The following is a 20267-nucleotide window of genomic DNA, read 5'->3' as shown; positions in this document are numbered from 1 at the left end:
GCTATGCGTCGTCACCTGGAACGGCATCAGCGAGCGCACGCAATGCCTCGGGTTCGCGCAGCACGATGCGCTGCCGGCTGCTTTCGATCAGCCCGCGCTGTTCCCAGGTGCTGAGCGTGCGACTCACGGTGAAGACCGTGGCGCCAGTCATTTCAGCGATCCTGACGGCTCAACTGGAAATCGATCTCGATGCCTTGCGCGGTCTTGCGGCCTGATTGGTTCACCAGTCGCAGCAGGGCGTGAGCAACGCGCTGCTCGACCTGCTGGGTCGATATCTCGACCACGCGCGTATGAGCCTCCTGCAACCGGCTGCCGACGGTCCTGAGCGTATTGGCGGCAAGGGCGGGATAGTCGGCAACCAGCCGCGTCCAGATCGTGGTGGGCCACACCAGAACCACGCTGTCATCCACTGCCGTTGCGGTTGCCGGATAGGTTGCGAGCCCCATCGCCTGACCGATCCCAAAGATCTCGCCGGTCGCGACATAGCGCACGATCACCTGTTCGCCGGCGGGCGTCATCTTGGTCGCGCGGATATGGCCATGGAGCAGCAGATAGAACGAATGGACGTCCTCGCCCTGCTCGAAAATCACCTTGTTCTTCGGGACGCGGATCGAATGCGCCTCGCGCAGGATCGCCTCGCAGGCTGCGGTGTCGAGACTCTCGAACAGCGGCAGATGCGCAATCATGGAGCTGTCGACCGCCGACATGTGTTCTCCGTCAAGTTCCCGTTCCGGACACTTCTAGACCGTGATTGCGGGCGTCGATCAAGTGGAAGTTTGCGCTGGCGCAATGTCGAGGCCGGGCGGCAGGCCTAATTTGGCGCATCCGGCTGAAATGACCGGAGTTTACGGAGAAATACGATGCGCGAGGCTCTTATGCCTGCAACCGCCGCCGTCCTTTTCGCTCTGACAGGCGCCGCTGGCGCTGCGGAGGTCGAGGTCAAAATGCTCAACAAGGGCGCTGACGGGGCCGCCATGGTGTTCGAGCCCGCATTGGTCAATGTGCAGCCCGGCGATACCGTGAAATTCGTGTCGACCGACAAGGCGCACAGCGTTGAATCGGTCAAAGGCATGCTACCCGCCGATGCGACGCCCTTCGTTGGCAAGATGAGCCAGGACCTCGTGGTGACCTTCGACAAGCCCGGCGTCTACGGCGTGAAATGCGCGCCGCATTACGGCATGGGCATGGTGGGACTGGTGGTGGTCGGTACGCCAACCAACGCGGCCGAAGCCAAGGCGGTGACCCATCCCGGCAAGGCCAAGACAGCGTTCGCGGCGCTGTTCGAAAAAGTCGCTGCGAAGTAACACGCCCCAAACGGGAGAGTAACGATGACGCTTCTTCGTGTTCGCTCCATCGCCGATTGGCCGTTGCTCTCGGCCGGCTTCCGCCCCTTTTTCCTGCTCGGTGCGTGTTATGCCGGCTTGGGAATTCTGGTCTGGATGCCGGCCTTCCATGGCTGGCTGGCGCTGGCCACCGGTTTTGCGCCGCGCGACTGGCACATTCACGAGATGCTGTTCGGCTTCATGTCGGCCGTGGTCACCGGCTTTCTGTTCACGGCGATTCCGAACTGGACCGGCCGGTTGCCAATCCGCGGCTTGCCCTTGCTCGGGCTGGTCGTCCTCTGGATCGCGGGACGGATTTGCCTGACGTTTTCGGCCTGTACCGGCTGGCTCGTGGCGATGCTGGTCGATGTGAGTTTCCTGACGCTGGTCGCTGCCGCTGCAACCCGCGAGATCGCGGCGGGCCGCAACTGGCGCAATCTGCCAGTGGTCGGCATCGTCGCCTTCCTGCTGCTCGGTAACATCGCCTTTCATGTCGAAGCTCATCTTGCTGGCGTCGCAGACGTCAGCATCCGGATCGGCGTCGCGGTCGTGGTGTTGCTGATCTCGCTGATCGGCGGGCGGATCATTCCGAGCTTCACCCGCAACTGGCTGGTGCGCGAGAATCCCGGTCGGCTTCCAGTGCCGTTCGCGCGTTTCGATATGGTTGTCATTGCCGTCAGCGCCGCTGCGGTGGTGCTGTGGATCGCGCGGCCCTTTGCCGAACTAACGGGAGTGGCTCTCGCGCTGGTCGGTGTGCTGCACATCATGCGTCTTGCGCGCTGGGCCGGCGATCGCACCTCGCGCGAGGGCCTGCTGCTGATCCTGCATATTGGTTACGCTTTCGTGCCGCTGGGTTTTCTACTGAATGCCGCAGCGGCAGCAGGATGGGTCGCGCCCAGCGCCGGCCTGCATGCATGGATGGCAGGTGCGGCCGGCGTCATGACGCTGGCTGTCATGAGCCGGGCAACACTCGGTCATACCGGCCAGGCACTGCATGCCTCACGTACGACGCTGATGATCTATGCCGCCGTCATCGTGGCGGCACTGGCGCGGATCGGCGCCGTGATCGCGCTGGCTTACAGTCCGCCGCTGCTCCATGTTGCAGCATTGACGTGGGTCGCGGCCTTTATCGGCTTCGCCGTCTCATTCGGTCCGCTGCTGATCGGCTATCGCAAGCCACGCCGTTCCGACGCGGCGATGGCGCTCAGTCGCTAAATCGGTGAAGGCCGCTCAGGCCTTCATCGCCGCATTCGAAAATGCCACCTCGATCAGCGTGCCCGAGCTCGGCGCGGTCTTGATCTGGAAGCGCGCGTTGTTGGCTTCGACGAGGGCTTTGGTCAGCGACAGGCTGACGCCCGAACTCTCCGAAGAATCCGCCGGCGTCGAACTCCGGAACGGCTCCATCGCGGCGGCGAGTTCGTTGTCGTTGAGGCCGTGACCGGTGTCGCGGACGCGCAGTACGATCTCACCGAAGTCCGACAATGCGGTGGAGACGATCACCTGACCGCCGGCATTGGCGAGATGGATCGAGTTGCCGATCAGATTCAGCGTGATCTGCCGCAGCGCACGGGCGTCGGCGACGACGGTCGGCAGCAGATGGGCCAGCGAGGTGCGGATGATGATGCGGCCACGATTGGCTTGCGGCTGCATCACCGCAACGCATTGCTCCACCATCTCGTTGAGGTTCTGCGTGGTGAAAGCGAGGTCGATCTTTCCGGTCTCGATGCGTGACAGATCGAGCAGATCGTTGACGATCGCGATGACGCGTTCGCCCGAGGCGCGAATGTCTTTCATGTATTCGACATAGCGCTCGTTGCCGAGTGGGCCGAAGCGCTGGTCGACCATCACTTCCGCGAAGCCGATGATGGCATTCAGCGGTGTACGGACCTCGTGGCTGATCCGCGCCAGCACATCCGCCTTGGCCGTTGCCGCACGATCGGCCTGGCGGCGCGCATTCAGCAGTTCGGTTTCGGTCTTCTTCGTCTGCGTCAGGTCGCGGAACACGGCAAAGAAGTTCGGTCCATCCGTGCGCGTGCGGCCGATGGTCATCGACAGCGACACGAGGCCGCCGGCGCGCACCTGGCCCAGGGCCTCACGGCCACGATCCATCAGGCTGGCTACGCCGGATTCTTTGACGCTTGCGAGATAGTCCTGCACCACCCGGCGGCTTTCTGCTGCGAAGAGGTCGGTCAGATTCCGCTGCGTCAGTAATTCGCCGCTATAGCCGAACAGCGCCTCGGCGCTGCGGTTGCAGGAATTGATGTTGCCTTCGGCGTCGAACATGATGACGCCTTCGGCCGTGGTATCGAGGATCGTGGCCAGATCTTCGGCATCGATATGGCCAGCGGGCAATGGCGCGTCCGCAACGGGCGCAGCGATCGTAACAGGGGCGGCGACAGGCTCTGCCTTGGGCGGAGCGAAAATCAGCGCATGCGCCGGTTCGTTGTCCCATGAAATCGTGTACAGGCGCGCTTCGGCAGGCACTGTGTTGCCGGACTGGTCACCGCCCGAAATCGTGACGGCGGTGCCGTCATCGGAGGTGCTGGCCGCAGAAGAGACATCAGCTCCGACATAGAGCGCATCGAGGCCACCCGCTTCTTCCAGTGCGTTCAGGCTCGGATAGTTCATCCGGGCGAGGAAGGCGGGATTGGCGAATAGCAGGCGATCGAGGCGATAGATCAGGACGCCGACCGGCATCAGGTCGAGCAGCATCTTGTCGCGCATCATCTCGCCGCGTGGTGCAGCCGGTGGCGTTGTCAGCCAGGCAGCCTGTGACGCCGCTTCAGTTGGCTGAGACAAGGTCTGGGTAGCCGTCGGTGCATCGTCCGTCTCGCTGTCCGCTTCGGGTGTGTTCGTGCTCGTGATCAGTCCCGTCTCCGACTCAAGCCGCGCCGACAATTGCCGCGCAAGCTCGTTGAAGGCGCTATTCTCGACAGGCGTCAGTGCCGGCGATCTGGGATCGCCTGGTCGAAATGGCACGACGTTCTCGGGTGGTTGCACGGTGCTGTCCGGTGTGGTTGGCGGTGGTGTCTGTTCTGGTATCGGGTTGGTGGTGAGGGCAATCGGTTCATCGAGACTGTCGCCGACAGGGCCCGCCTGCGCGACATCGGCGGATAATGGTCGGGGCGGTGGATCGCCGATGTGATCATGTCGACGTTGCTCGGCGAGCCGCGTCATTCCATCGAGGTCACGGCAAACGCCGAAACCGCGATAGCCGGTGAAATTGCGCTCGCGATCGAACAGCGGCAGGCCAGAGAGTTCGACAAGCAGGCGGCCACCGCCGTCCACCGGCCAGAGCAGCGTGATGCCACTCCATGTCTGCTGCGTGGCCATCGCCTTGACGACGTGGCTGTCCGGATCGAGATTGAATTCGGCTGTCAGATCGTTCCACTTGTGGCCAAAGCTTGCCGCTGTGCGTGGGCCGATCAGGTGGATGAACTCGTCGGAGTTCAGTGTGAAACGCTTCTCCGCATCGATCTGCCATACGAAACGGAGCGGTGTCGTGCGCGGTTCGATCTCGGGCAGCGCGACGGACGCAGGTTGGTCGGCAACGGCTTCGACGGTCGGCGTCTGCGCATCAGTCTCAGTCGGTGCGTCGGCATGTGCGATGGTTTCGGCGATCACCTCTTCGAGATGTACGTCGCGATCGATCTCGGCTTTTTCCGGCTCGATCGGAGCGTCGATGTCGATAGCGTTTTCGCTCGGGTCTTTTGCCCCGGTGGCCTCATCGAATTCGACAAACAGGTCACTCGGTTCTGCAAGGGCGCTCTGTGGTTCAACGCTGGCTTCCGGCTCTGCCGGAGCCTCGAGTTCTTCTTCGCTCGGCGCCGGATGCACAGCGCCCGGCGCGATCAGCGCCACCAGTCCGACATCGGCGCCACTGCCCACGCGCTGCAGTACCATGCGGCCAAAGCCGATAGGTGTTTCGATGCGGCCGTCCTTCAGCGCGCCGTCGCGCGCATGATCGAGGCCGGCATCGGAGAGATTGCGAAAACCAAGCAGCGCCCGAGCCATTTCGTTGGCGCCGACGAACAGGCCGTCGCGTGCAAAGGCGGCGATAGGAGTGTCGATTCCCTCGACGAGATTTTGCAGACGTTCGACCAGCGGCATGCCGCGGCCACCGAGCGGCTCCGCTGCGACAACGAGAATGCCGCTGCCGCCATCGGGAAATTCAAGCTGCGAGCAGGCGCAGGTCATCAAACTGCCCAGCGCCGCGCCGAAGCCGCGTAGGCGCTCCAGCCGCATTGCGCCACTGGCCGGCAGCCGTGAGCCGAGCTGGGCTATCTGGCGGCGATGGGTATCGGCGGGGCCGAAAGTCCTGGCAAACAGGTCCGCTGCATTACGGGCGCCGAACAGTCGCGCACCGACCGGATTGGCCCACAGCACACGGGTGCCGTCGCGCGACCACAGCCAGACCGGCTGGTTGCTGGTGGCGTGTACGGCCAGCCGTGCATCGCCAACGCCCCGCAACTGAAAATCCGCATTGTTCATCGGCACTTCATGACTGACTCGTTGGGCGCCCGTCCGGTATCCGCGTCACAGATTGCGGGCCAAACGATGACATCCTTAATAATTCGTTAGTATCGCCCGCGCGGACGCGCAGGTCCACGTCCCCCGCCCATTCCAGCAGGCCAAAGCAGCAATAACGTTAATCCGCTCCGAGGGTTCGGCATTCTGCCGAACGGAGGGGCTGGGCCATGCGTTGGCAGTTGCAAAACAAAAACAAAGGTCCACGATGGGATCGGACGAGGACGGGACGCCGCGTCACATCGGCGATGCCAAGCTCGGCTAGATTGCAGTGGGCGACACGGGAGACGGGGCCGTGGACGGCTTCGTCAATGCAAAATGGAGCGGGACATGACCGACCAATTCGAAATTCCGAAGGAAATGCGCGCAATGGCCGAAGCCAGCTTCGACCAAGCCAAGCAGGCATTCGAGAAGTTTCTGGCCAGCGCCCAGAGCACGGCGTCGTCGATCGAAAACCGCGGTGAGACCGTGCGCGCCGGCGCCAAGGATGTCAGCACCAAGGCCATCGCCTATGCCGAGAAGAACGTCGCCGCGTCGCTGGATTATGCCCAGCAGCTGCTGCACGCCAAGGATCTCGGCGACGTCATGCGGCTCCACAGCGAATACGTGCAGTCGCAGATGAAGTCGCTGGCAGAGCAGGCCAGCGAAATGGGCCAGATCATGAGCCGCGCTGCCATGGACGCCGCCAAGCCTAAGAGCTGACCGGCTCCCTGCGCTCTCCGCTATGCAATCAGTGATTGATATCTAGCGAGTTCCATGACGTGGGCGCGCATTCGATCCGGGTCTCATGCGATTCTGCGGTGCAATATTCTGTTGCGCCGCACAATTCCGACATGATATTGCGGTAACCACAATGACGCATCGCCGATGGCGATGCCGCTCTGTTTCCCGCCAGCTGATGAAAGGCACCGGTGCCTTTCGCAGCCTCCACGGGTTTATTGATTTCACCCCCCACCACGAAGGATGCACGCTATGGCCGAATCGACCGATCCGTTCTCATCTTCCGTTATCCCGTTCCAGGTGCCGGAGCAGGTCCGCGCATTCGCCGAAAAGGGCGTCTCGCAGGCGCGCGAGGGTTATGCCAAGTTCAAGGACGCTGCCGAGACCCATAACAGCACGGTTGAAGCTGTGTTCGGCACGGCCACCAAGGGCGCTGCCGAATATTCGGCCAAGCTGCTCGACATTGCCAAGACCAACACCAATGCGGGTTTTGACTTCGCCCAGTCGCTGATCGGCGTGAAGTCGCCGTCGCAGGCGATGGAGCTGTGGACCGCTTTTGCGCGCAGCCAGGTTGAAACCTTCACGGGTCAGACCAAACAGCTGGCCGAACTCGGCCAGAAGATCGCCACCGAGACCGCCGAACCGATCAAGACCGGCGCTTCGAAGCTGTTCCAGCCGGCCGCCTGAGCCGATCGCACCGCCAAATAATCGAAAGCCCGGGCCGCAAGCCCGGGCTTTTGTTTGCGCCAAAAATCATCATCGCGGCCTTGCCAAAGTGATGCGTTGCACCTAGTTTCCCGCCTGTTCGGGACCCCCTGATTTTGGGGCCGGTCAGGATGCAGTTGTAGCTCAGTTGGTTAGAGCGCCTGTTTGTGGAGCAGGAGGTCGGTGGTTCGAGACCACCCAACTGTACCATACAAATCAATCATTTAGCCGATTCGAGCGTGGCCGTTGCTTTGGGCTACGACAATGTCTGACCGCTTGGGTCGGGCCGGCAATGCCGGCGCGCCGGTCAGATCATTCAGCGTGCCCACGATCTGCTCGGGGCTGTAGGGCTTGGGCACGAACAGCCCGCCTTCGGGCAACTCGACGTCGTAAAGCCCGCGTGCTTCCGCCAGGCCGGTCGTGGAACTCGATTGCCATCGTTCCGTTGGCTTCCCAACGACAGGGAGGCAATCATGATCGACGCTGATATCAGCAATACCGCTATTGCGATGATGTGCGACATCGCGCGCGCCTCTGGGCCCGATCTCAATGCCGAAAAACGTGCCGTGCTTGACGGGCTGATTGCTCAAGGGCTTGTCGAGGTAATCGATCAAGCCAAGCCGGCAGCGGGGCCGAAATTTAGGATCACGTTGAAAGGGCAGCAGCTCCTTGATGAGCGCGGCGTTGGCGTCAATGAGGCCTGATGCGGTTTTCTGGGTTGTTGTTACTTGCCTTTGCAGAGGACGTCGCTGACCCCGCCGAGAACCGCCTTGGTCCAGATGGCATAGCCGGCATCATTCAGGTGGATGCCATCGGTTGTGTATTTCGCTGGCATGGACGGGATGGTGACAAGGCTCGCGCCAGCATCGCCCGCGATGGTTGGCAGCAACGCGTTGTAGCTGTCGATCGCCCGGTCGTTGATGCGCGCGCTATCGGATTTGCCGGCTTCAACAGGTGTCACCGTCGCGATGGCCATTCGTGGAGCCGTGGATTTCAGCGTCGCGAGCAAAGCGAGATAGTTGGTCCTGTATGAGTCCGCGTTCACAGGGACCGCAGCATCATTGAGTCCGAGGGAGACGACGACCATGGCGGCCTGTTTCCCACCAAGTGCTTTTGTCAGCATGGCATCGAGACCGCTCGATGTCGTCGATCCGTCGATTCCGGCATTGACGATGGGCCGACCGCAGACGGCACGGGGGAAGGTTGCGCGTTTGACGATACTGTCGCCGAGGATGATGACGGGATCATCGACCTGTTTCAATGCTGCCCTGATCAGAAGTGGGCGCGGCGGCGTCGCGTCATTTCCTTTGGGCCATGCCGCCCAGCCGCACAACCCCACGAAGCCGATAATGCCAATACGGGTCCAGTTCATGATCGTGGACCGCCCGCGCAGGTTCGGAGTATCGCTTTTGTCTCACTGTTCATCTTGGACCGTCTCTCGCACGAGGTCGCGACGGGGCAACGGCGCCGCGATGTCCGGGAGAAACTACAGGGCCGGCGCGAAGGCAAGCCCGATCCCCGTCACGTCCACCTTGCCAAGCTGGCAATCGTCTCCGACACTCCCACGATAACGTGCAACCAGGGGGGACTAATGTCGGTACGTCCAGGGATTTTGAGCGGGTCGCTTGCCATGTCACTCATGATCGGCGCGTCGTTCTTGGCGACGCCGTCGCAAGCCTATACCGAGGATCAGCAACAGCTCTGCACCGGCGATGCCTTTCGGCTCTGCAGCTCAGCCATTCCCGATGTCGATCGCGTGACAGCCTGCATGATCCAGAAGCGGGCGCAATTGAGCCCGGGCTGCGCGCAATTCTTTCGGGCAACGCCGGCCAGCGTGCGCAAGCCCGCGGTCAAGTCGCGAAGGGCGAAAAAACCAACTCGCTCGAGCTGATCAGGCTTCGCTTTCATGTGAATGGACGTTTAGTCAGCATGCAGAACGGCGTGATCTCGCCGAGTCGCTGCACCGTGACGCCATCGATCGTGGCAAAAAAGTGAACCCGTGACAAACTGACACGTTGGGTATCACGACACGAAACAACATCTCCAGACCACGAGGAGCGTCATTTTGAGCAGCGAAACCAATATTGACTACAAGGCCGAACTCAATCGGCATTTGGCCTGGTTCGAAACGAAACTTCCGCCCCGACCGGCTCGATTTGTAGGTTGGTTGCGCAAGCCCTCATCGAAGCTCGTGCGATTCCCGCTTGGCATTTTGCTGATTATCGGCGGAATTTTCAGCATTCTTCCTGTACTCGGCCTCTGGATGCTGCCGCTCGGACTCATCCTCATCGCGCAGGATATTCCGCCGCTGGAAAAACCGGTGGCGCAGTTTCTCGGTTGGCTTGAGCGAAAGTGGATCGAACGTCAGCGCGCGAAGGGAATTGCTATCGAAGGTCCGGACTCAACTCGTTCCAACGGCGCTGATAGCAAGATTTGAGCGCCTGACTTGATACCAGAGTGCGACAAAGTGGCGACAAGCGTACTACACCTGACTCATTTCGGGCCTGTTGCGCCGCACTGTGTGACTCAAAAACCAACATTCCAAACAAATCAGGCACATATCCTTGAATTACGCGTAAATATGACTTTAACGAATCAGCAGACTGATTCATTTTCGCCTCCTGGGGTCAATCTGGAGGCCAACATATGAACGTCATAGTTTTCGCATCGCGTAAAGGCGGCTCGGGGAAGAGTACCCTGGCTGCACATCTTGCTGCTCAAGTTCATAAATCAACGAAGCCTTGCTTGCTCATCGACGCGGATCCGCAGGGTTCGTTGACGCTGTGGCACAAGCTGCGGGGAACAAATGAACCGCCGCTGAAGATCGCAAATCGCAGCGTGACCGAAATGGTTGCCGCCGCGAAGCGTGACGGTTTTGAATGGGTGTTCATCGACACGCCGCCGAACACATCGGCTGTGGTCGACGATGCCATCAAGAACGCGACCATGGTGATCATTCCTGCGCGTCCCGGCGTGTTCGACGTCGACGCGGTGCAGGCGACGATCCAGTCCTGCCGTTCGGCCCGCAAGCCCTATGCGGTTGTCATCAACGGTGCGCCGGCACGCCGTGACGATTCCGAAAGCCGTATCGTGACGATCGCCCGCGAAGCGCTCGCCAAGTTCAAGGCTCCGGTGTGGTCCGGTCAGATCACCAACCGTGCAGATCTCCTGCTCGCGCTTGGCAACGGCGAAGGCGCCCGCGAATATCAGGCAGAAGGTCGCGCAGCCAGCGAGATCGGGAAGCTATGGGCGGCGATCGAACGTTCGATCAAGGCTATTCGCGGCAACGGATCGGCGACCGGCGCGATGCACAAGCAGGCGGCCTGATAGCCGTTCTGCTCTTTTGACCCCAGAAAAAGCGCGCGAGACTTTCGCGCGTTTTTTGTCGTTGGTATGACCGCGACGGTGGGGTGTTCACGCCTATGCTGAAATGGCGATATCTCCGGCGGGCGAGGTCACCCCTTGGGTGACCTCACGGAAATTGTCTATGTCAGCCGGACGGCCGAGCAGATAGCCCTGCGCCTCGTCGCATTTCTCGTCGCGCAGGAATGCGAACTCCGCTTCGGTTTCCACGCCTTCGGCGAGCACCGGCAGCCCAAGCCCGCGGCCGAGGCCGAGGACGGCGCGCACGATTGCTGCTGCTTGGCTGTTGGTGTTCACCGACCTGATGAACGATCCGTCGATCTTGATCTTGTCGAAAGGGAATGCGCGCAGGTTCGACAGCGACGAGTAGCCGGTGCCGAAATCATCCATGGCGATGTGAACGCCGAGCGCCTTGATCCGGCGGAGTGTCAGCAATGCGCGATCGAAGTCGCGGATCAGCGCAGTCTCGGTGATCTCCAGTTCGAGCCGATGCGGGGGCAGGCCGGTTTCCAGCAAGACCTCATGGACGGTTGCGACAAAGCTATCGTGGTGGATCTGAACCGCCGAGACATTGACCGCGATGGTCAACGGATGCTTCCACGTCGCCGCTTCACGGCAGGCGGCGCGCAGCACCCATTCGCCGATGCCGAGAATGGCGCCGGTGTCTTCCGCAATCGGAATGAAGATGTCGGGGCGAATATTGCCGCGGACGGGATGGTTCCAGCGCAGCAGTGCCTCGAAGCCGATCACACGGCCCGACTCCATGGTGCCCTGGGGCTGATAGACCACTTTCAGCTGATTGGCATCGATGGCGTTGCGCAGATCGTGTTCGAGCAGCCGGCGGTCGCGCACGGCTTCCCCCATTGCAGGTTCGAAGAAGCGCCAGGTCGCGCGTCCTTCGGATTTGGCACGGTAGAGCGCGGTGTCGGCGCAAGCGAGCAACGTGTCGCGATCACTGGAGTCGTCTGGGCAGAGTGCGATGCCGACACTGGCGGTGACGCTGCCGAGTTCGAAGGTGGCATCCTTGCTCCGGAATGCTTCCAGTATCCTGTCGGCGAACTGACTCGCAGCTGCGGGCGAGGTCAGGTTCGGCAAGAGAATGGCGAACTCGTCGCCGCCAAGACGCGCCATCATCTCGCCTTCGCCAAGCAGGGCGGTGATGCGTGCCGTTACGCTCTTGAGGACCTTGTCGCCGGCGGCGTGGCCGAACAGGTCATTGACCTGCTTGAACTGATCGAGATCCAAAGCGAGTACGGCGAGCGAGCGGTCCTTGGATAGTGTCGCAATCTCCTGATCGATTCGATCATGGAAAGTGCCGCGATTGGGTAGTCCGGTCAGGGAGTCGTAGTGGGCGAGATAGCGGATGTGCTGTTCGGCCTGCTTGCGTTCGCGGAGGTCACGTACGGCGATGACCTGATGTGGCTTCCCCGCAAAGTCGATTCCACGCAGGATCAATTCAACTGGGATCGTCTGGCCGTTGCGCTGTCGCAGATTCGCTTCCACCGATTTGTCAGGCTGGCTCATGATCTGAGTCCGCGTATCGCCATCGGGCAAGCAGTCTTGCAGATGCCCGCCAATCAGCAATTCAGCGGACGATCCCGCCAGCGCGGCGAAGGACGTGTTGACCGTGACGATCGCGTCGCCGTCGCACACCAGCAGGCCTTCGACGGCGGCATTGGCGAGTCCGCGCATGCGGTCGGCTTCGAGATCAGAGCGGCGGTGATCACGGATATCCAGCACGATGCCGGCCAGCGCCAGGCCAATGATGGCGAAGCTGATCAATGAGACGCCAAGTGCGAGCCATCCGGCGGGGATGGTGAGCGGCGAGACGGCGATGGTCGGATCCGGGGTGATCGTGACCGCGCTCATCGCCGTGAAATGGTGACTGCAGATCGCGAGCGTTAGCAGCAGCGCGCCGCTGATCTTCCAGCGCAGGTTGGTGCCATGCAACCCTACCGGAAGCGCGATCGCACCGAGCACGGCTCCCAATACGATCGAGACGATGACGAGCGTCATATCCCAGTCGATGCGCGCTTGAAGTTCGAAGGCGGCCATGCCGGTGTAATGCATCGCCGCGATGCCGCCCGCGACGACGGCGCCGCCGATCCAGAGGCCGGCACGAAAATTCGGGATCAACGACACGGCAAGGCCGGCGCCGGTCAGCAGCAGCGCGGCGATCAGCGAGACGACCGTAAGTACGATATTGTAGCCGCTCGGCATCCCCGGCGAGAACGCCAGCATCGCTACGAAATGCGTGGCCCAGATGCCGAAGCCCGTGGAGATCGCGGATACCGCGAGCCAGACGAGGCGCATCTGGCCTGTGGCGCTTCGCGCATGACGGAGCAGGTTGATAGCAGCGAGGGACGCGATCGCGCAGATGATGGCCGCGAGTCCGACGAGCCTGAAATCATGGGCATTGGCGATGCAGTTATAGATCGGAAGCATGTACAGATACCGCGAGCGGGATTACCGCAATTGCGCGGGACGTTAGATATAAGTACGTAAAGACACGTAAATACCGGCGATCGGCGCTATTAGATCGCCCCGTGCGCTATCGCTGCGCATGCTTATCCAGTCGTAAATTTTGCGGATATTCGCCGGCCCTTGATGACCTAAAGGTGTGGTCGCATTTCAGCGCCACCCTCACCGGGCAAAAACCGTAACGACTGATCAACCGTCTTCTAACATCGTGCCCGCACGTCGCATTCGCGTCACCGGTCGACGCGGCTGACCACGTCCATCAACTCGGCAATCTTGCGGCGTTGATCGGCCTTGTCGCCTGACGAGATCGCGTGCTCAACGCAATGCGCGACATGGTCGCGCAGGATCTCTTCCTCGACGCGTCGCAACGCTGCGCGGGCCGCGGCGATCTGCGTAACCACATCGATGCAATAGCGGTCGGCCTCGACCATGCCGGCCAAGCCGCGGACCTGGCCTTCGATCCGTTTGAGGCGTTTTAAACAGGACGTCTTGATCTCGCTGCGCATGAGGTCCATATACCCCCATAGGGTATATGTTTCAAGAGGCGAGGTCACGGTGGCAGAGACAACTCACACGCATACGGGGCACGATGCCCATGCCGGTCACATGCATGGCGCATGCTGTTCGCATGGTCACCATCACGCCGAGGCTGCGCCGACCAAAGTGCTCGATCCGGTCTGCGGCATGACCGTCGATCCCGCGACCGCCAAGAACCGCCTGATCTATCAGGGCCATGAGTATTTCTTCTGCAGCGCGCGCTGTCGCGAGCGTTTCAACGCCGATCCCGAAAGTTTCCTGAAGCCGAAGGAGCCCGCGCCGCCCGCGCCAGCCGGCACTATCTATACCTGCCCGATGCACCCGGAGATCCGTCAGGAAGGACCCGGGAGCTGTCCGATCTGCGGCATGGCGCTGGAGCCGGAGCAGGTCTCGCTCGACGACAAGCCCGATCCTGAACTGATCGACATGACTCGGCGCTTCTGGATCGCGCTGGCACTGACATTGCCCGTGTTCGTGCTGGAGATGGGCGCGCATCTCGGCCTGATGCAACTGGTATCGCAGACCATATCGAACTGGATCTCGTTGGTGCTGGCGACACCCGTGGTGCTGTGGGCCGGCGCACCGTTCTTCGAACGTGGATGGCGCTCGGTGGTAACGCGCAATCTCAACATGTTCACGCTGATCGCCATGGGCACCGGTGTGGCGTGGATCTACAGCGTCGTTGCGACCTTCGCGCCCGGTTTGTTTCCCGACACGTTCCGTGACCATCACGGTGCTGTGGCGGTCTATTTCGAAGCCGCTGCTGTCATCACCGTGCTCGTTTTGCTCGGACAAGTGCTCGAGCTGCGTGCGCGCAATCAGACATCAGGTGCGATCCGCGCGCTGCTCGGTCTTGCACCGAAGACCGCGCGGCGCATCGGCAAGGACGGTGATGAGGACGTCGCCCTCGACGCCATCGCCATCGGCGATTTGTTGCGGGTGAGGCCGGGCGAGAAAATTCCCGTCGATGGCGTCGTTACCGAGGGGCGTTCGTCGGTGGATGAATCCATGGTCACCGGCGAGTCCATGCCGGTGAGCAAGGCCGAAGGCGCGCGCGTCATAGGCGGCACCGTCAATCAGAGCGGCGGCCTCGTGCTGCGGGCCGACAAGATCGGCCGCGATACGATGTTGTCGCGCATTGTCGAGATGGTCGCCAAGGCGCAGCGCTCGCGTGCGCCGATCCAGCGTCTCGCTGATCGTGTCGCCGGCTGGTTCGTGCCGGCCGTGTTGGTTGCTGCCATTCTGGCATTTGTGGCCTGGGCGATGTTTGGCCCGGAGCCGCGGCTCTCGTTCGCGCTTGTTGCTGCGGTCACTGTGCTGATCATCGCGTGCCCCTGCGCGCTCGGTCTCGCAACGCCCATGTCGATCATGGTCGGCGTCGGTCGCGGTGCCCAAGCCGGCATTCTGGTGCGTGACGCGCAGGCGCTGGAGCGGCTGGAAAGCATCGACACCATTGTGATCGACAAGACGGGTACGCTGACGGAAGGCAAGCCGAAACTGGTGAGCATCACGCCGGCGGAAGGGTTCAACGAAAGCGATATTCTGCAACTTGCGGCAAGTATCGAACGTTCCAGCGAGCATCCGTTGGCGCAAGCCATCGTCAATGAAGCAAAGCAACGCAATGTGGTGCTGAGCGATGCCAGTGACTTCGCCTCGCCATCCGGCAAAGGTGCGTCGGGTGTGGTCAATGGCAAGCGCGTTGCGCTGGGCAATGCGATGCTGATGGACGAATTGAAAGTGGACACGACGCGCTCCGACGGTGTCGCCGAGCTGGCGCGGCAGAACGGTGCGACTGCCATCTTCGTGGCCATTGATGGCAGCGTTGCCGGCGTGATGGCGATCGCCGATCCCGTGAAGCCATCGGCGCAGGACGCGTTGAAGAAGCTGCGCGCCGACGGCCTGCGCATCGTCATGCTCACCGGCGACAATGCGACGACGGCTAAAGCCGTCGCAAAGACACTGGGTATCGATGAGGTCGAGGCGGGTGTGTTGCCGGAGCGCAAGAGTGACGTGGTCACACGTCTGCGCGGCGAAGGCCGCCGGGTCGCCATGGTTGGCGATGGCGTCAACGATGCACCTGCGCTGGCTGCTGCGGATGTCGGCATCGCCATGGGGACCGGCACCGATGTGGCGATCGAGAGTGCTGGCGTGACACTGCTGACCGGCGATCTGATGGGGCTGGTGCGCGCGCGCGAACTATCAAAGGCTGTGATGAGCAATATCCGTCAGAATCTGATTTTCGCCTTCATCTACAATGCGGCCGGCGTGCCGATTGCGGCCGGTGTGCTGTATCCGATCTTCGGCATCCTGCTGTCGCCGATGCTCGGCGCTGCAGCGATGGCGCTGTCCTCGGTGAGCGTGATCGGGAATGCGCTCCGGCTGGCGAAAGTGAAGCTGGACTGACAGTTCGCGGGCGCAAAAAAAAGCCGGACTCAAACGAGTCCGGCTCTGAGGTATTGGCCTCGAGAGGCCGACACAATCACCTTCCAAGAGGGATTACTGAGACTTCGCACCACTGGAGGAGGGGGACAAATGCGCAGCGCAAAATCTCAGCGTCTGAGAAGTATGATCCCTGAAGGTGGCATGCAGCAACGCATCACTTGGCATGTCTGACATGCTGGGAAGCGTGGGCATATCTGCCCTGAAATATTGCGGGTTAGGACGGCCAGCGCTGCGCCTTGCTGACGATGAAGTCGCGGAACACCTGCACACGGGCGACCGTCTTCAACTCTTCGGGATAGACAAAATAAGTGTCGAGTTGAATCGAGTCCGACTCACTGAAGAGCTGAACCAGACGATCGTTTTCTTCGACCAGGTAGTCCGGCAATGCTGCAATGCCCAAGCCCTGCTGGCAGGCGCGCATCAGGCCCAGAATATTGTTGACCTTGAAGTAGGGTTCGCGCGGGCCGGAGCCGTTGCGCCCGGCATCGATCAGCCAGCTGCGGTTTTGCAGGTGCGGGGACACCTGGGCGTCGCTGAGCATGATGATGCGGTGCCCGTCGAGTTCGTCGAGGGTGCGCGGGGTGCCGAAATGCTTGATATATTCCGGCGAGCAATAAGCGTGGAATCCCATGGCGAACAGCTTGCGCTGGATCAGGTCCGGCTGGGTCGGCTTGCGGGTGCGGATGGCCACATCGGCTTCGCGCATCGACAGGTCGAGTTCCTCGTCGGTGACGATCAGAGAAATGCGGATTTCCGGATAGAGCGCGGTGAACTCGCCAAGGCGCGGGATCAGCCAGTTGATGCCGACGCCCGGGGTAGTGGTGACCTTGAGGTCGCCGCTCGGCCGCTCGCGGCTGTCGGTCAGCTTTGCGCGGGCCGCCTGGAGCTGCATGAACACATCATGGGCGGTGCGGAACAGCAGGTCGCCCTGTTCGGTGAGGATCAGGCCGCGGGCGTGGCGGTGGAACAGCGAGACCGCCAGTTCCTGCTCAAGCGCGCTCACCTGTCGTGAGACTGCCGATTGCGACAGGCCCAGTTGCTCGCCTGCATGCGTGAAGCTCCCCGCTTCCGCCGCCGCGTGAAACACCTTCAGCTTGTCCCAGTCCATATCTGTAAATCCGTCGCGGGTTCGTTTGATCATCATTCGGCCGCTGCGCGGTCATGAGCATGCGCGGCAAGATAGCGTTCGGCTTCGAGGGCGGCCATGCAGCCCATGCCGGCGGCGGTGACCGCCTGCCGATAGGTTTCATCCGCCACGTCGCCGGCGGCGAACACGCCGGGCATCGAGGTTGCGGTGGAATTCGGAGCCACTTCGACATAGCCCGAGGGCTTCAGCTTGATCTGGCCCTTGATGAGTTCGGTCGCGGGCGCGTGGCCGATGGCAATGAAGACGCCGTCAGCTGACACCTGAGTGATGGCGCCGGTCTTGACGTTCTTCAGGCGCACATGGGTGACCTTGGCCGGGCCTTCGGTGCCGCAGATCTCATCGAGCGCCGAGTCCCAGACCACCTTGATCTTCGGGTGCTTGAACAATCGCTCCTGGAGGATGCGTTCGGCGCGGAAATGGTCGCGGCGATGCACGATGGTGACCTGCGAGGCGAAATTGGTCAGGAACAAAGCTTCCTCGACGGCCGTGTTGCCGCCGCCGACTACGATCACTTCCTTGTTGCGATAGAAGAATCCGTCGCAGGTGGCACAGGCGGATACGCCGCCGCCCTGGAATTTCTCTTCCGACGGGATGCCGAGCCACCGCGCCTGCGCGCCGGTGGCCAGGATCACGGTTTCGGCGAGATAGACATCGCCGCTGTCGCAGGTCAGGCGGAACGGACGCTGGCTTAGATCCATGTCACTGACCAGATCGGTGACGATCTTGGTGCCGACATGATGCGCCTGCTTCTCCATCTGCTCCATCAGCCAAGGCCCCTGGACGACGTCGGCGAAGCCCGGATAGTTCTCGACATCCGTGGTGATGGTCAGCTGGCCGCCAGGCTGAATCCCCTGGATCAGGACGGGCTCGAGCATCGCGCGTGCGGCGTAGATAGCGGCAGTGTAGCCAGCCGGGCCTGAGCCGATGATGACGACTTTGGCATGGATGGGGGCGGCCATGGTCGAGTCCCTTTCTGAAGGGAAATTGGTCATTGCTGAGGCGAAATGTGCCGGCGAACACGTCGCTGCGGCGTCGAAAGTCTTGTCTGCTAGTGTAGAATATCTGGCGAGCCATGCAAGAATTGCAATTCGTCCCGGCAATTTTTCCCCCGGAGACACTTAATTTCTGCGATGCACGCGCAATAAAATTGCGCAAGTCGCGGCTCCTGCGCTAAGAGAGTTCAAACGGTTTGTTTGAATACCAGCCAGGATCCGCGCCGCGTGCCGAAAAGCCTAGACGACATCGACCTCAAAATTCTCAGCGAAATCCAGGCCGACGGCCGAATCACCAATGTGGAACTCGCCAAGCGCGTTGGCATCTCGCCGCCGCCCTGCCTGCGCCGGGTACGGACCCTGGAAGAGGCTGGCTATATCCAGGGCTACCGCGGGTTGCTGGATCCCCGATTGCTCGGTTTCGACGTTACCGTGTTTGCCTCGGTCCACCTGTCGAGTCAGGCCGATGCCGATCTCAAGGCGTTCGAGGATTTCGTCCGCAAGGAGCCTTTGGTGCGGGAGTGCTGGATGCTATCGGGCGAGATCGATTTCATCCTGAAATGCGTGGCGCCCGACATGGCAACTTTCCAGGATTTCGTCGGCCATCTCACGGCCGCGCCGCATGTCCGCAACGTCCGCACGTCCTTGGTCTTGCAGAATTCGAAATACGCAGCCGCCGTGCCGCTCGAGCTGAGGGCTGCGGATTAGCAGTACTTTCTAAGAGCGAAGGGCGCTGACCGTGAAGTCAGCGCCCTTTCTTTGTGTAGGATGGGTAGAGCGAAGCGAAACCCATCACCTGAATGTGTGCACCGATGGGTTTCGCGAAGACGCTCTACCCATCCTACCGTTCAATCAGCTCTTCTTGCGCAGTATCGCGTCGAGGCTGATCGGGCCTCCGCCTGACGTCGCAAGATAGAGGCAGGAGAAGCAGAACAGGATGGCAGCGGTGCCGCCGTTCAGCAGCGGCAGGAAAACCGGATCCGCGCCTTTAAACATGTGACCGAGGAAGTAAGCGAAAGCCATTTCGCCGGCGAGGATGAACGCAACTGGGCGCGTGAACAGGCCGAGCAGCAGCAGCGCACCGCCGACGAGTTCAAGCGTTGCCGCGACCTGGATCAACGGCGGGATATTCGCGAAATAGGGCAGAACCGGAAATTTGAAGATCTTGGCGATGCCATACTGCAGCAACAGCAGGCCGGTGATGAAGCGGAAAAGACTTAGTGCAGCAGGCTGAAATTTAGCGAAGGCTTGGTCCATGTCATTAGTCCCCCTGTGATGACCATCGTTTCTAGCATTACTGCAATGCAAAATGCTGGTCACTCTCGTGTGAAAACACGTGAGCTGTGGAAGTATTCCAGAAGTTTCCGTGAGTGGCGATGGCTGGATACCGCAATCAGGGGACAATAAAAAAAGCCGCGCATCATGCGCGGCTTTCTTGTTTCGCGTTGAGCGCTGTCGATCAGCGCCACTCGACCTTGGTGATCTCATAGGCCTTGGCCCCGCCGGGAGCGACGACTTCGACCGATGCGCCTTTGCTCTTGCCGATCAGCGCACGCGCCAGTGGCGAGGTAATCGAGATGCGACCTTTCTTGGCATCGGCCTCGGGCTCGCCGACGATCTGCCAGACCGCCTTCTTCTCGGTGTCCTCATCGATCAGCGTCACGGTCGCGCCGAACTTGATGGTATCGCCGGACAGCTTCGAGATATCGATGATATCGGCGCGGGCGAGCTTGTCTTCGATATCGCTGATGCGGCCTTCATTATGCGACTGCTCTTCCTTGGCGGCGTGATACTCGGCATTTTCCGAGAGGTCGCCATGGGAGCGCGCTTCGGCGATCTGCTCGATGATCCGCGGACGGTGCACCGACTGACGTTCCTTCAGCTCGACCTCCAGCGCAGCGTAGCCACCTGCTGTCATCGGGACCTTCTCAACCATTCTCTTCGTCCTCTAACGTCATGCGGAACGCGGCGGCGCGCGCATGAAACCATTCGTTCTGCAAGATGTCGGCTTGGCTGCGCTTGCAGCCAGTT

18 protein-coding genes, 1 tRNA gene and 1 pseudogene are annotated in these 20267 nt (G+C 61.3%); 11 read left to right on the top strand and 9 right to left on the bottom strand.

Translation table 11 applies throughout. The annotated features are described in order from the left end of the window. Nucleotide 1 precedes the first annotated feature (1 nt). Nucleotides 2-707 (bottom strand): annotated as a pseudogene (locus BLW80_RS05505) (Crp/Fnr family transcriptional regulator). A 153-nt stretch (nucleotides 708-860) separates the two neighbouring features. Between BLW80_RS05505 and BLW80_RS05500 the strand changes: the two are divergent. Together BLW80_RS05500 and BLW80_RS05495 are read left to right on the top strand one after the other, a co-directional pair. Then, the gene (locus tag BLW80_RS05500; RefSeq protein WP_093757113.1) at nucleotides 861-1304 is read left to right on the top strand and encodes a pseudoazurin; all 444 of its coding nucleotides are present in this window, start codon (nucleotides 861-863) and stop codon (nucleotides 1302-1304) included. 24 nt (nucleotides 1305-1328) lie between these two features. Then, on the top strand, nucleotides 1329-2537 hold the full coding sequence (locus BLW80_RS05495; protein WP_093757112.1) for an NnrS family protein: 1209 nt from the start codon (nucleotides 1329-1331) through the stop codon (nucleotides 2535-2537). Between the two features lie 15 nt (nucleotides 2538-2552). Here BLW80_RS05495 and BLW80_RS05490 read toward each other — a convergent pair whose 3' ends face one another. Beyond that, nucleotides 2553-5813, bottom strand: coding sequence for a PAS domain-containing protein (locus tag BLW80_RS05490; RefSeq protein ID WP_093757111.1), 3261 nt, complete (start codon nucleotides 5811-5813; stop codon nucleotides 2553-2555). A 366-nt stretch (nucleotides 5814-6179) separates the two neighbouring features. On the opposite strand from BLW80_RS05490, the gene BLW80_RS05485 reads away from it, so the two are divergent. From BLW80_RS05485 to BLW80_RS05470, 4 genes are all read left to right on the top strand, one after another. Beyond that, a complete protein-coding gene (locus tag BLW80_RS05485) occupies nucleotides 6180-6551 on the top strand; it encodes a phasin (RefSeq protein ID WP_115033036.1) in 372 nt (123 codons plus the stop codon). A 270-nt stretch (nucleotides 6552-6821) separates the two neighbouring features. Beyond that, on the top strand, nucleotides 6822-7256 hold the full coding sequence (locus BLW80_RS05480; RefSeq protein ID WP_068728746.1) for a phasin: 435 nt from the start codon (nucleotides 6822-6824) through the stop codon (nucleotides 7254-7256). 151 nt (nucleotides 7257-7407) lie between these two features. Then, nucleotides 7408-7484: transfer RNA gene (locus tag BLW80_RS05475), tRNA-His, on the top strand. A gap of 263 nt (nucleotides 7485-7747) precedes the next feature. Beyond that, complete coding sequence (locus BLW80_RS05470) at nucleotides 7748-7978, top strand: hypothetical protein (RefSeq protein ID WP_089266247.1); 231 nt, start codon at nucleotides 7748-7750, stop codon at nucleotides 7976-7978. Nucleotides 7979-7998: 20 nt separating this feature from the next. Here BLW80_RS05470 and BLW80_RS05465 read toward each other — a convergent pair whose 3' ends face one another. Further along, nucleotides 7999-8646 carry an SGNH/GDSL hydrolase family protein gene (locus BLW80_RS05465; protein ID WP_093757110.1) on the bottom strand — a complete coding sequence of 216 codons (648 nt, stop codon included), beginning with the start codon at nucleotides 8644-8646 and terminating at the stop codon, nucleotides 7999-8001. Nucleotides 8647-8913: 267 nt separating this feature from the next. On the opposite strand from BLW80_RS05465, the gene BLW80_RS05460 reads away from it, so the two are divergent. The 3 genes from BLW80_RS05460 to BLW80_RS05450 all read left to right on the top strand — a co-directional run bounded on the left by BLW80_RS05460 (nucleotide 8914) and on the right by BLW80_RS05450 (nucleotide 10601). Further along, a complete protein-coding gene (locus BLW80_RS05460; protein ID WP_093757361.1) occupies nucleotides 8914-9165 on the top strand; it encodes a hypothetical protein in 252 nt (83 codons plus the stop codon). A 174-nt stretch (nucleotides 9166-9339) separates the two neighbouring features. Then, nucleotides 9340-9711, top strand: coding sequence for a hypothetical protein (locus tag BLW80_RS05455; protein ID WP_231079282.1), 372 nt, complete (start codon nucleotides 9340-9342; stop codon nucleotides 9709-9711). 209 nt (nucleotides 9712-9920) lie between these two features. Next, nucleotides 9921-10601, top strand: coding sequence for an AAA family ATPase (locus BLW80_RS05450; protein WP_068728738.1), 681 nt, complete (start codon nucleotides 9921-9923; stop codon nucleotides 10599-10601). 93 nt (nucleotides 10602-10694) lie between these two features. Here the strand turns inward: BLW80_RS05450 and BLW80_RS05445 are convergent, their stop codons facing one another. Together BLW80_RS05445 and BLW80_RS05440 are read right to left on the bottom strand one after the other, a co-directional pair. Continuing rightward, entirely contained in the window at nucleotides 10695-13082 is a 2388-nt protein-coding gene (locus tag BLW80_RS05445) for an EAL domain-containing protein (protein ID WP_093757108.1), read from the bottom strand. Between the two features lie 266 nt (nucleotides 13083-13348). Next, nucleotides 13349-13624 (bottom strand): metal-sensitive transcriptional regulator, encoded by a 276-nt coding sequence (locus tag BLW80_RS05440; protein WP_089266249.1) that lies wholly within the window; start codon nucleotides 13622-13624, stop codon nucleotides 13349-13351. A 100-nt stretch (nucleotides 13625-13724) separates the two neighbouring features. On the opposite strand from BLW80_RS05440, the gene BLW80_RS05435 reads away from it, so the two are divergent. After that, nucleotides 13725-16058, top strand: coding sequence for a heavy metal translocating P-type ATPase (locus tag BLW80_RS05435; protein WP_093757107.1), 2334 nt, complete (start codon nucleotides 13725-13727; stop codon nucleotides 16056-16058). Nucleotides 16059-16311: 253 nt separating this feature from the next. On the opposite strand, the gene BLW80_RS05430 is transcribed toward BLW80_RS05435, so the two are convergent. Both BLW80_RS05430 and trxB read right to left on the bottom strand, forming a co-directional pair. Beyond that, the gene (locus tag BLW80_RS05430) at nucleotides 16312-17205 is read right to left on the bottom strand and encodes a LysR family transcriptional regulator (protein ID WP_089266250.1); all 894 of its coding nucleotides are present in this window, start codon (nucleotides 17203-17205) and stop codon (nucleotides 16312-16314) included. A gap of 32 nt (nucleotides 17206-17237) precedes the next feature. Then, nucleotides 17238-18203, bottom strand: coding sequence for a thioredoxin-disulfide reductase (gene trxB, locus BLW80_RS05425; protein ID WP_093757106.1), 966 nt, complete (start codon nucleotides 18201-18203; stop codon nucleotides 17238-17240). 261 nt (nucleotides 18204-18464) lie between these two features. On the opposite strand from trxB, the gene BLW80_RS05420 reads away from it, so the two are divergent. After that, nucleotides 18465-18944, top strand: coding sequence for an Lrp/AsnC family transcriptional regulator (locus BLW80_RS05420; protein WP_068730339.1), 480 nt, complete (start codon nucleotides 18465-18467; stop codon nucleotides 18942-18944). A gap of 144 nt (nucleotides 18945-19088) precedes the next feature. Here the strand turns inward: BLW80_RS05420 and BLW80_RS05415 are convergent, their stop codons facing one another. Together BLW80_RS05415 and greA are read right to left on the bottom strand one after the other, a co-directional pair. Then, nucleotides 19089-19493, bottom strand: a complete 405-nt coding sequence (locus tag BLW80_RS05415; RefSeq protein WP_093757105.1) for a DoxX family protein — start codon at nucleotides 19491-19493, stop codon at nucleotides 19089-19091. Nucleotides 19494-19695: 202 nt separating this feature from the next. Then, nucleotides 19696-20172, bottom strand: a complete 477-nt coding sequence (greA, locus tag BLW80_RS05410) for a transcription elongation factor GreA (protein ID WP_068728727.1) — start codon at nucleotides 20170-20172, stop codon at nucleotides 19696-19698. Between the last annotated feature and the right edge of the window lie 95 nt (nucleotides 20173-20267).

The sequence above is a fragment of the Tardiphaga sp. OK245 genome (assembly GCF_900108575.1).
GTDB classification, from domain to species: Bacteria; Pseudomonadota; Alphaproteobacteria; order Rhizobiales; family Xanthobacteraceae; genus Tardiphaga; species Tardiphaga robiniae.
The sequence above is the reverse complement of the archived record's forward strand: the minus strand, read 5'-3'. Positions and strand labels throughout refer to the sequence as shown.

Coding starts and splice junctions, on each gene's coding strand:
- BLW80_RS05500 (WP_093757113.1), top strand. CDS start 861: ATGCGCGAGGCTCTTATGCCTGCAACCGCCGCCGTCCTTTTCGCTCTG.
- BLW80_RS05495 (WP_093757112.1), top strand. CDS start 1,329: ATGACGCTTCTTCGTGTTCGCTCCATCGCCGATTGGCCGTTGCTCTCG.
- BLW80_RS05490 (WP_093757111.1), bottom strand. CDS start 5,813: ATGAACAATGCGGATTTTCAGTTGCGGGGCGTTGGCGATGCACGGCTG.
- BLW80_RS05485 (WP_115033036.1), top strand. CDS start 6,180: ATGACCGACCAATTCGAAATTCCGAAGGAAATGCGCGCAATGGCCGAA.
- BLW80_RS05480 (WP_068728746.1), top strand. CDS start 6,822: ATGGCCGAATCGACCGATCCGTTCTCATCTTCCGTTATCCCGTTCCAG.
- BLW80_RS05470 (WP_089266247.1), top strand. CDS start 7,748: ATGATCGACGCTGATATCAGCAATACCGCTATTGCGATGATGTGCGAC.
- BLW80_RS05465 (WP_093757110.1), bottom strand. CDS start 8,646: ATGAACTGGACCCGTATTGGCATTATCGGCTTCGTGGGGTTGTGCGGC.
- BLW80_RS05460 (WP_093757361.1), top strand. CDS start 8,914: ATGATCGGCGCGTCGTTCTTGGCGACGCCGTCGCAAGCCTATACCGAG.
- BLW80_RS05450 (WP_068728738.1), top strand. CDS start 9,921: ATGAACGTCATAGTTTTCGCATCGCGTAAAGGCGGCTCGGGGAAGAGT.
- BLW80_RS05445 (WP_093757108.1), bottom strand. CDS start 13,082: ATGCTTCCGATCTATAACTGCATCGCCAATGCCCATGATTTCAGGCTC.
- BLW80_RS05440 (WP_089266249.1), bottom strand. CDS start 13,624: ATGCGCAGCGAGATCAAGACGTCCTGTTTAAAACGCCTCAAACGGATC.
- BLW80_RS05435 (WP_093757107.1), top strand. CDS start 13,725: ATGCATGGCGCATGCTGTTCGCATGGTCACCATCACGCCGAGGCTGCG.
- BLW80_RS05430 (WP_089266250.1), bottom strand. CDS start 17,205: ATGGACTGGGACAAGCTGAAGGTGTTTCACGCGGCGGCGGAAGCGGGG.
- trxB (WP_093757106.1), bottom strand. CDS start 18,203: ATGGCCGCCCCCATCCATGCCAAAGTCGTCATCATCGGCTCAGGCCCG.
- BLW80_RS05415 (WP_093757105.1), bottom strand. CDS start 19,493: ATGGACCAAGCCTTCGCTAAATTTCAGCCTGCTGCACTAAGTCTTTTC.
- greA (WP_068728727.1), bottom strand. CDS start 20,172: ATGGTTGAGAAGGTCCCGATGACAGCAGGTGGCTACGCTGCGCTGGAG.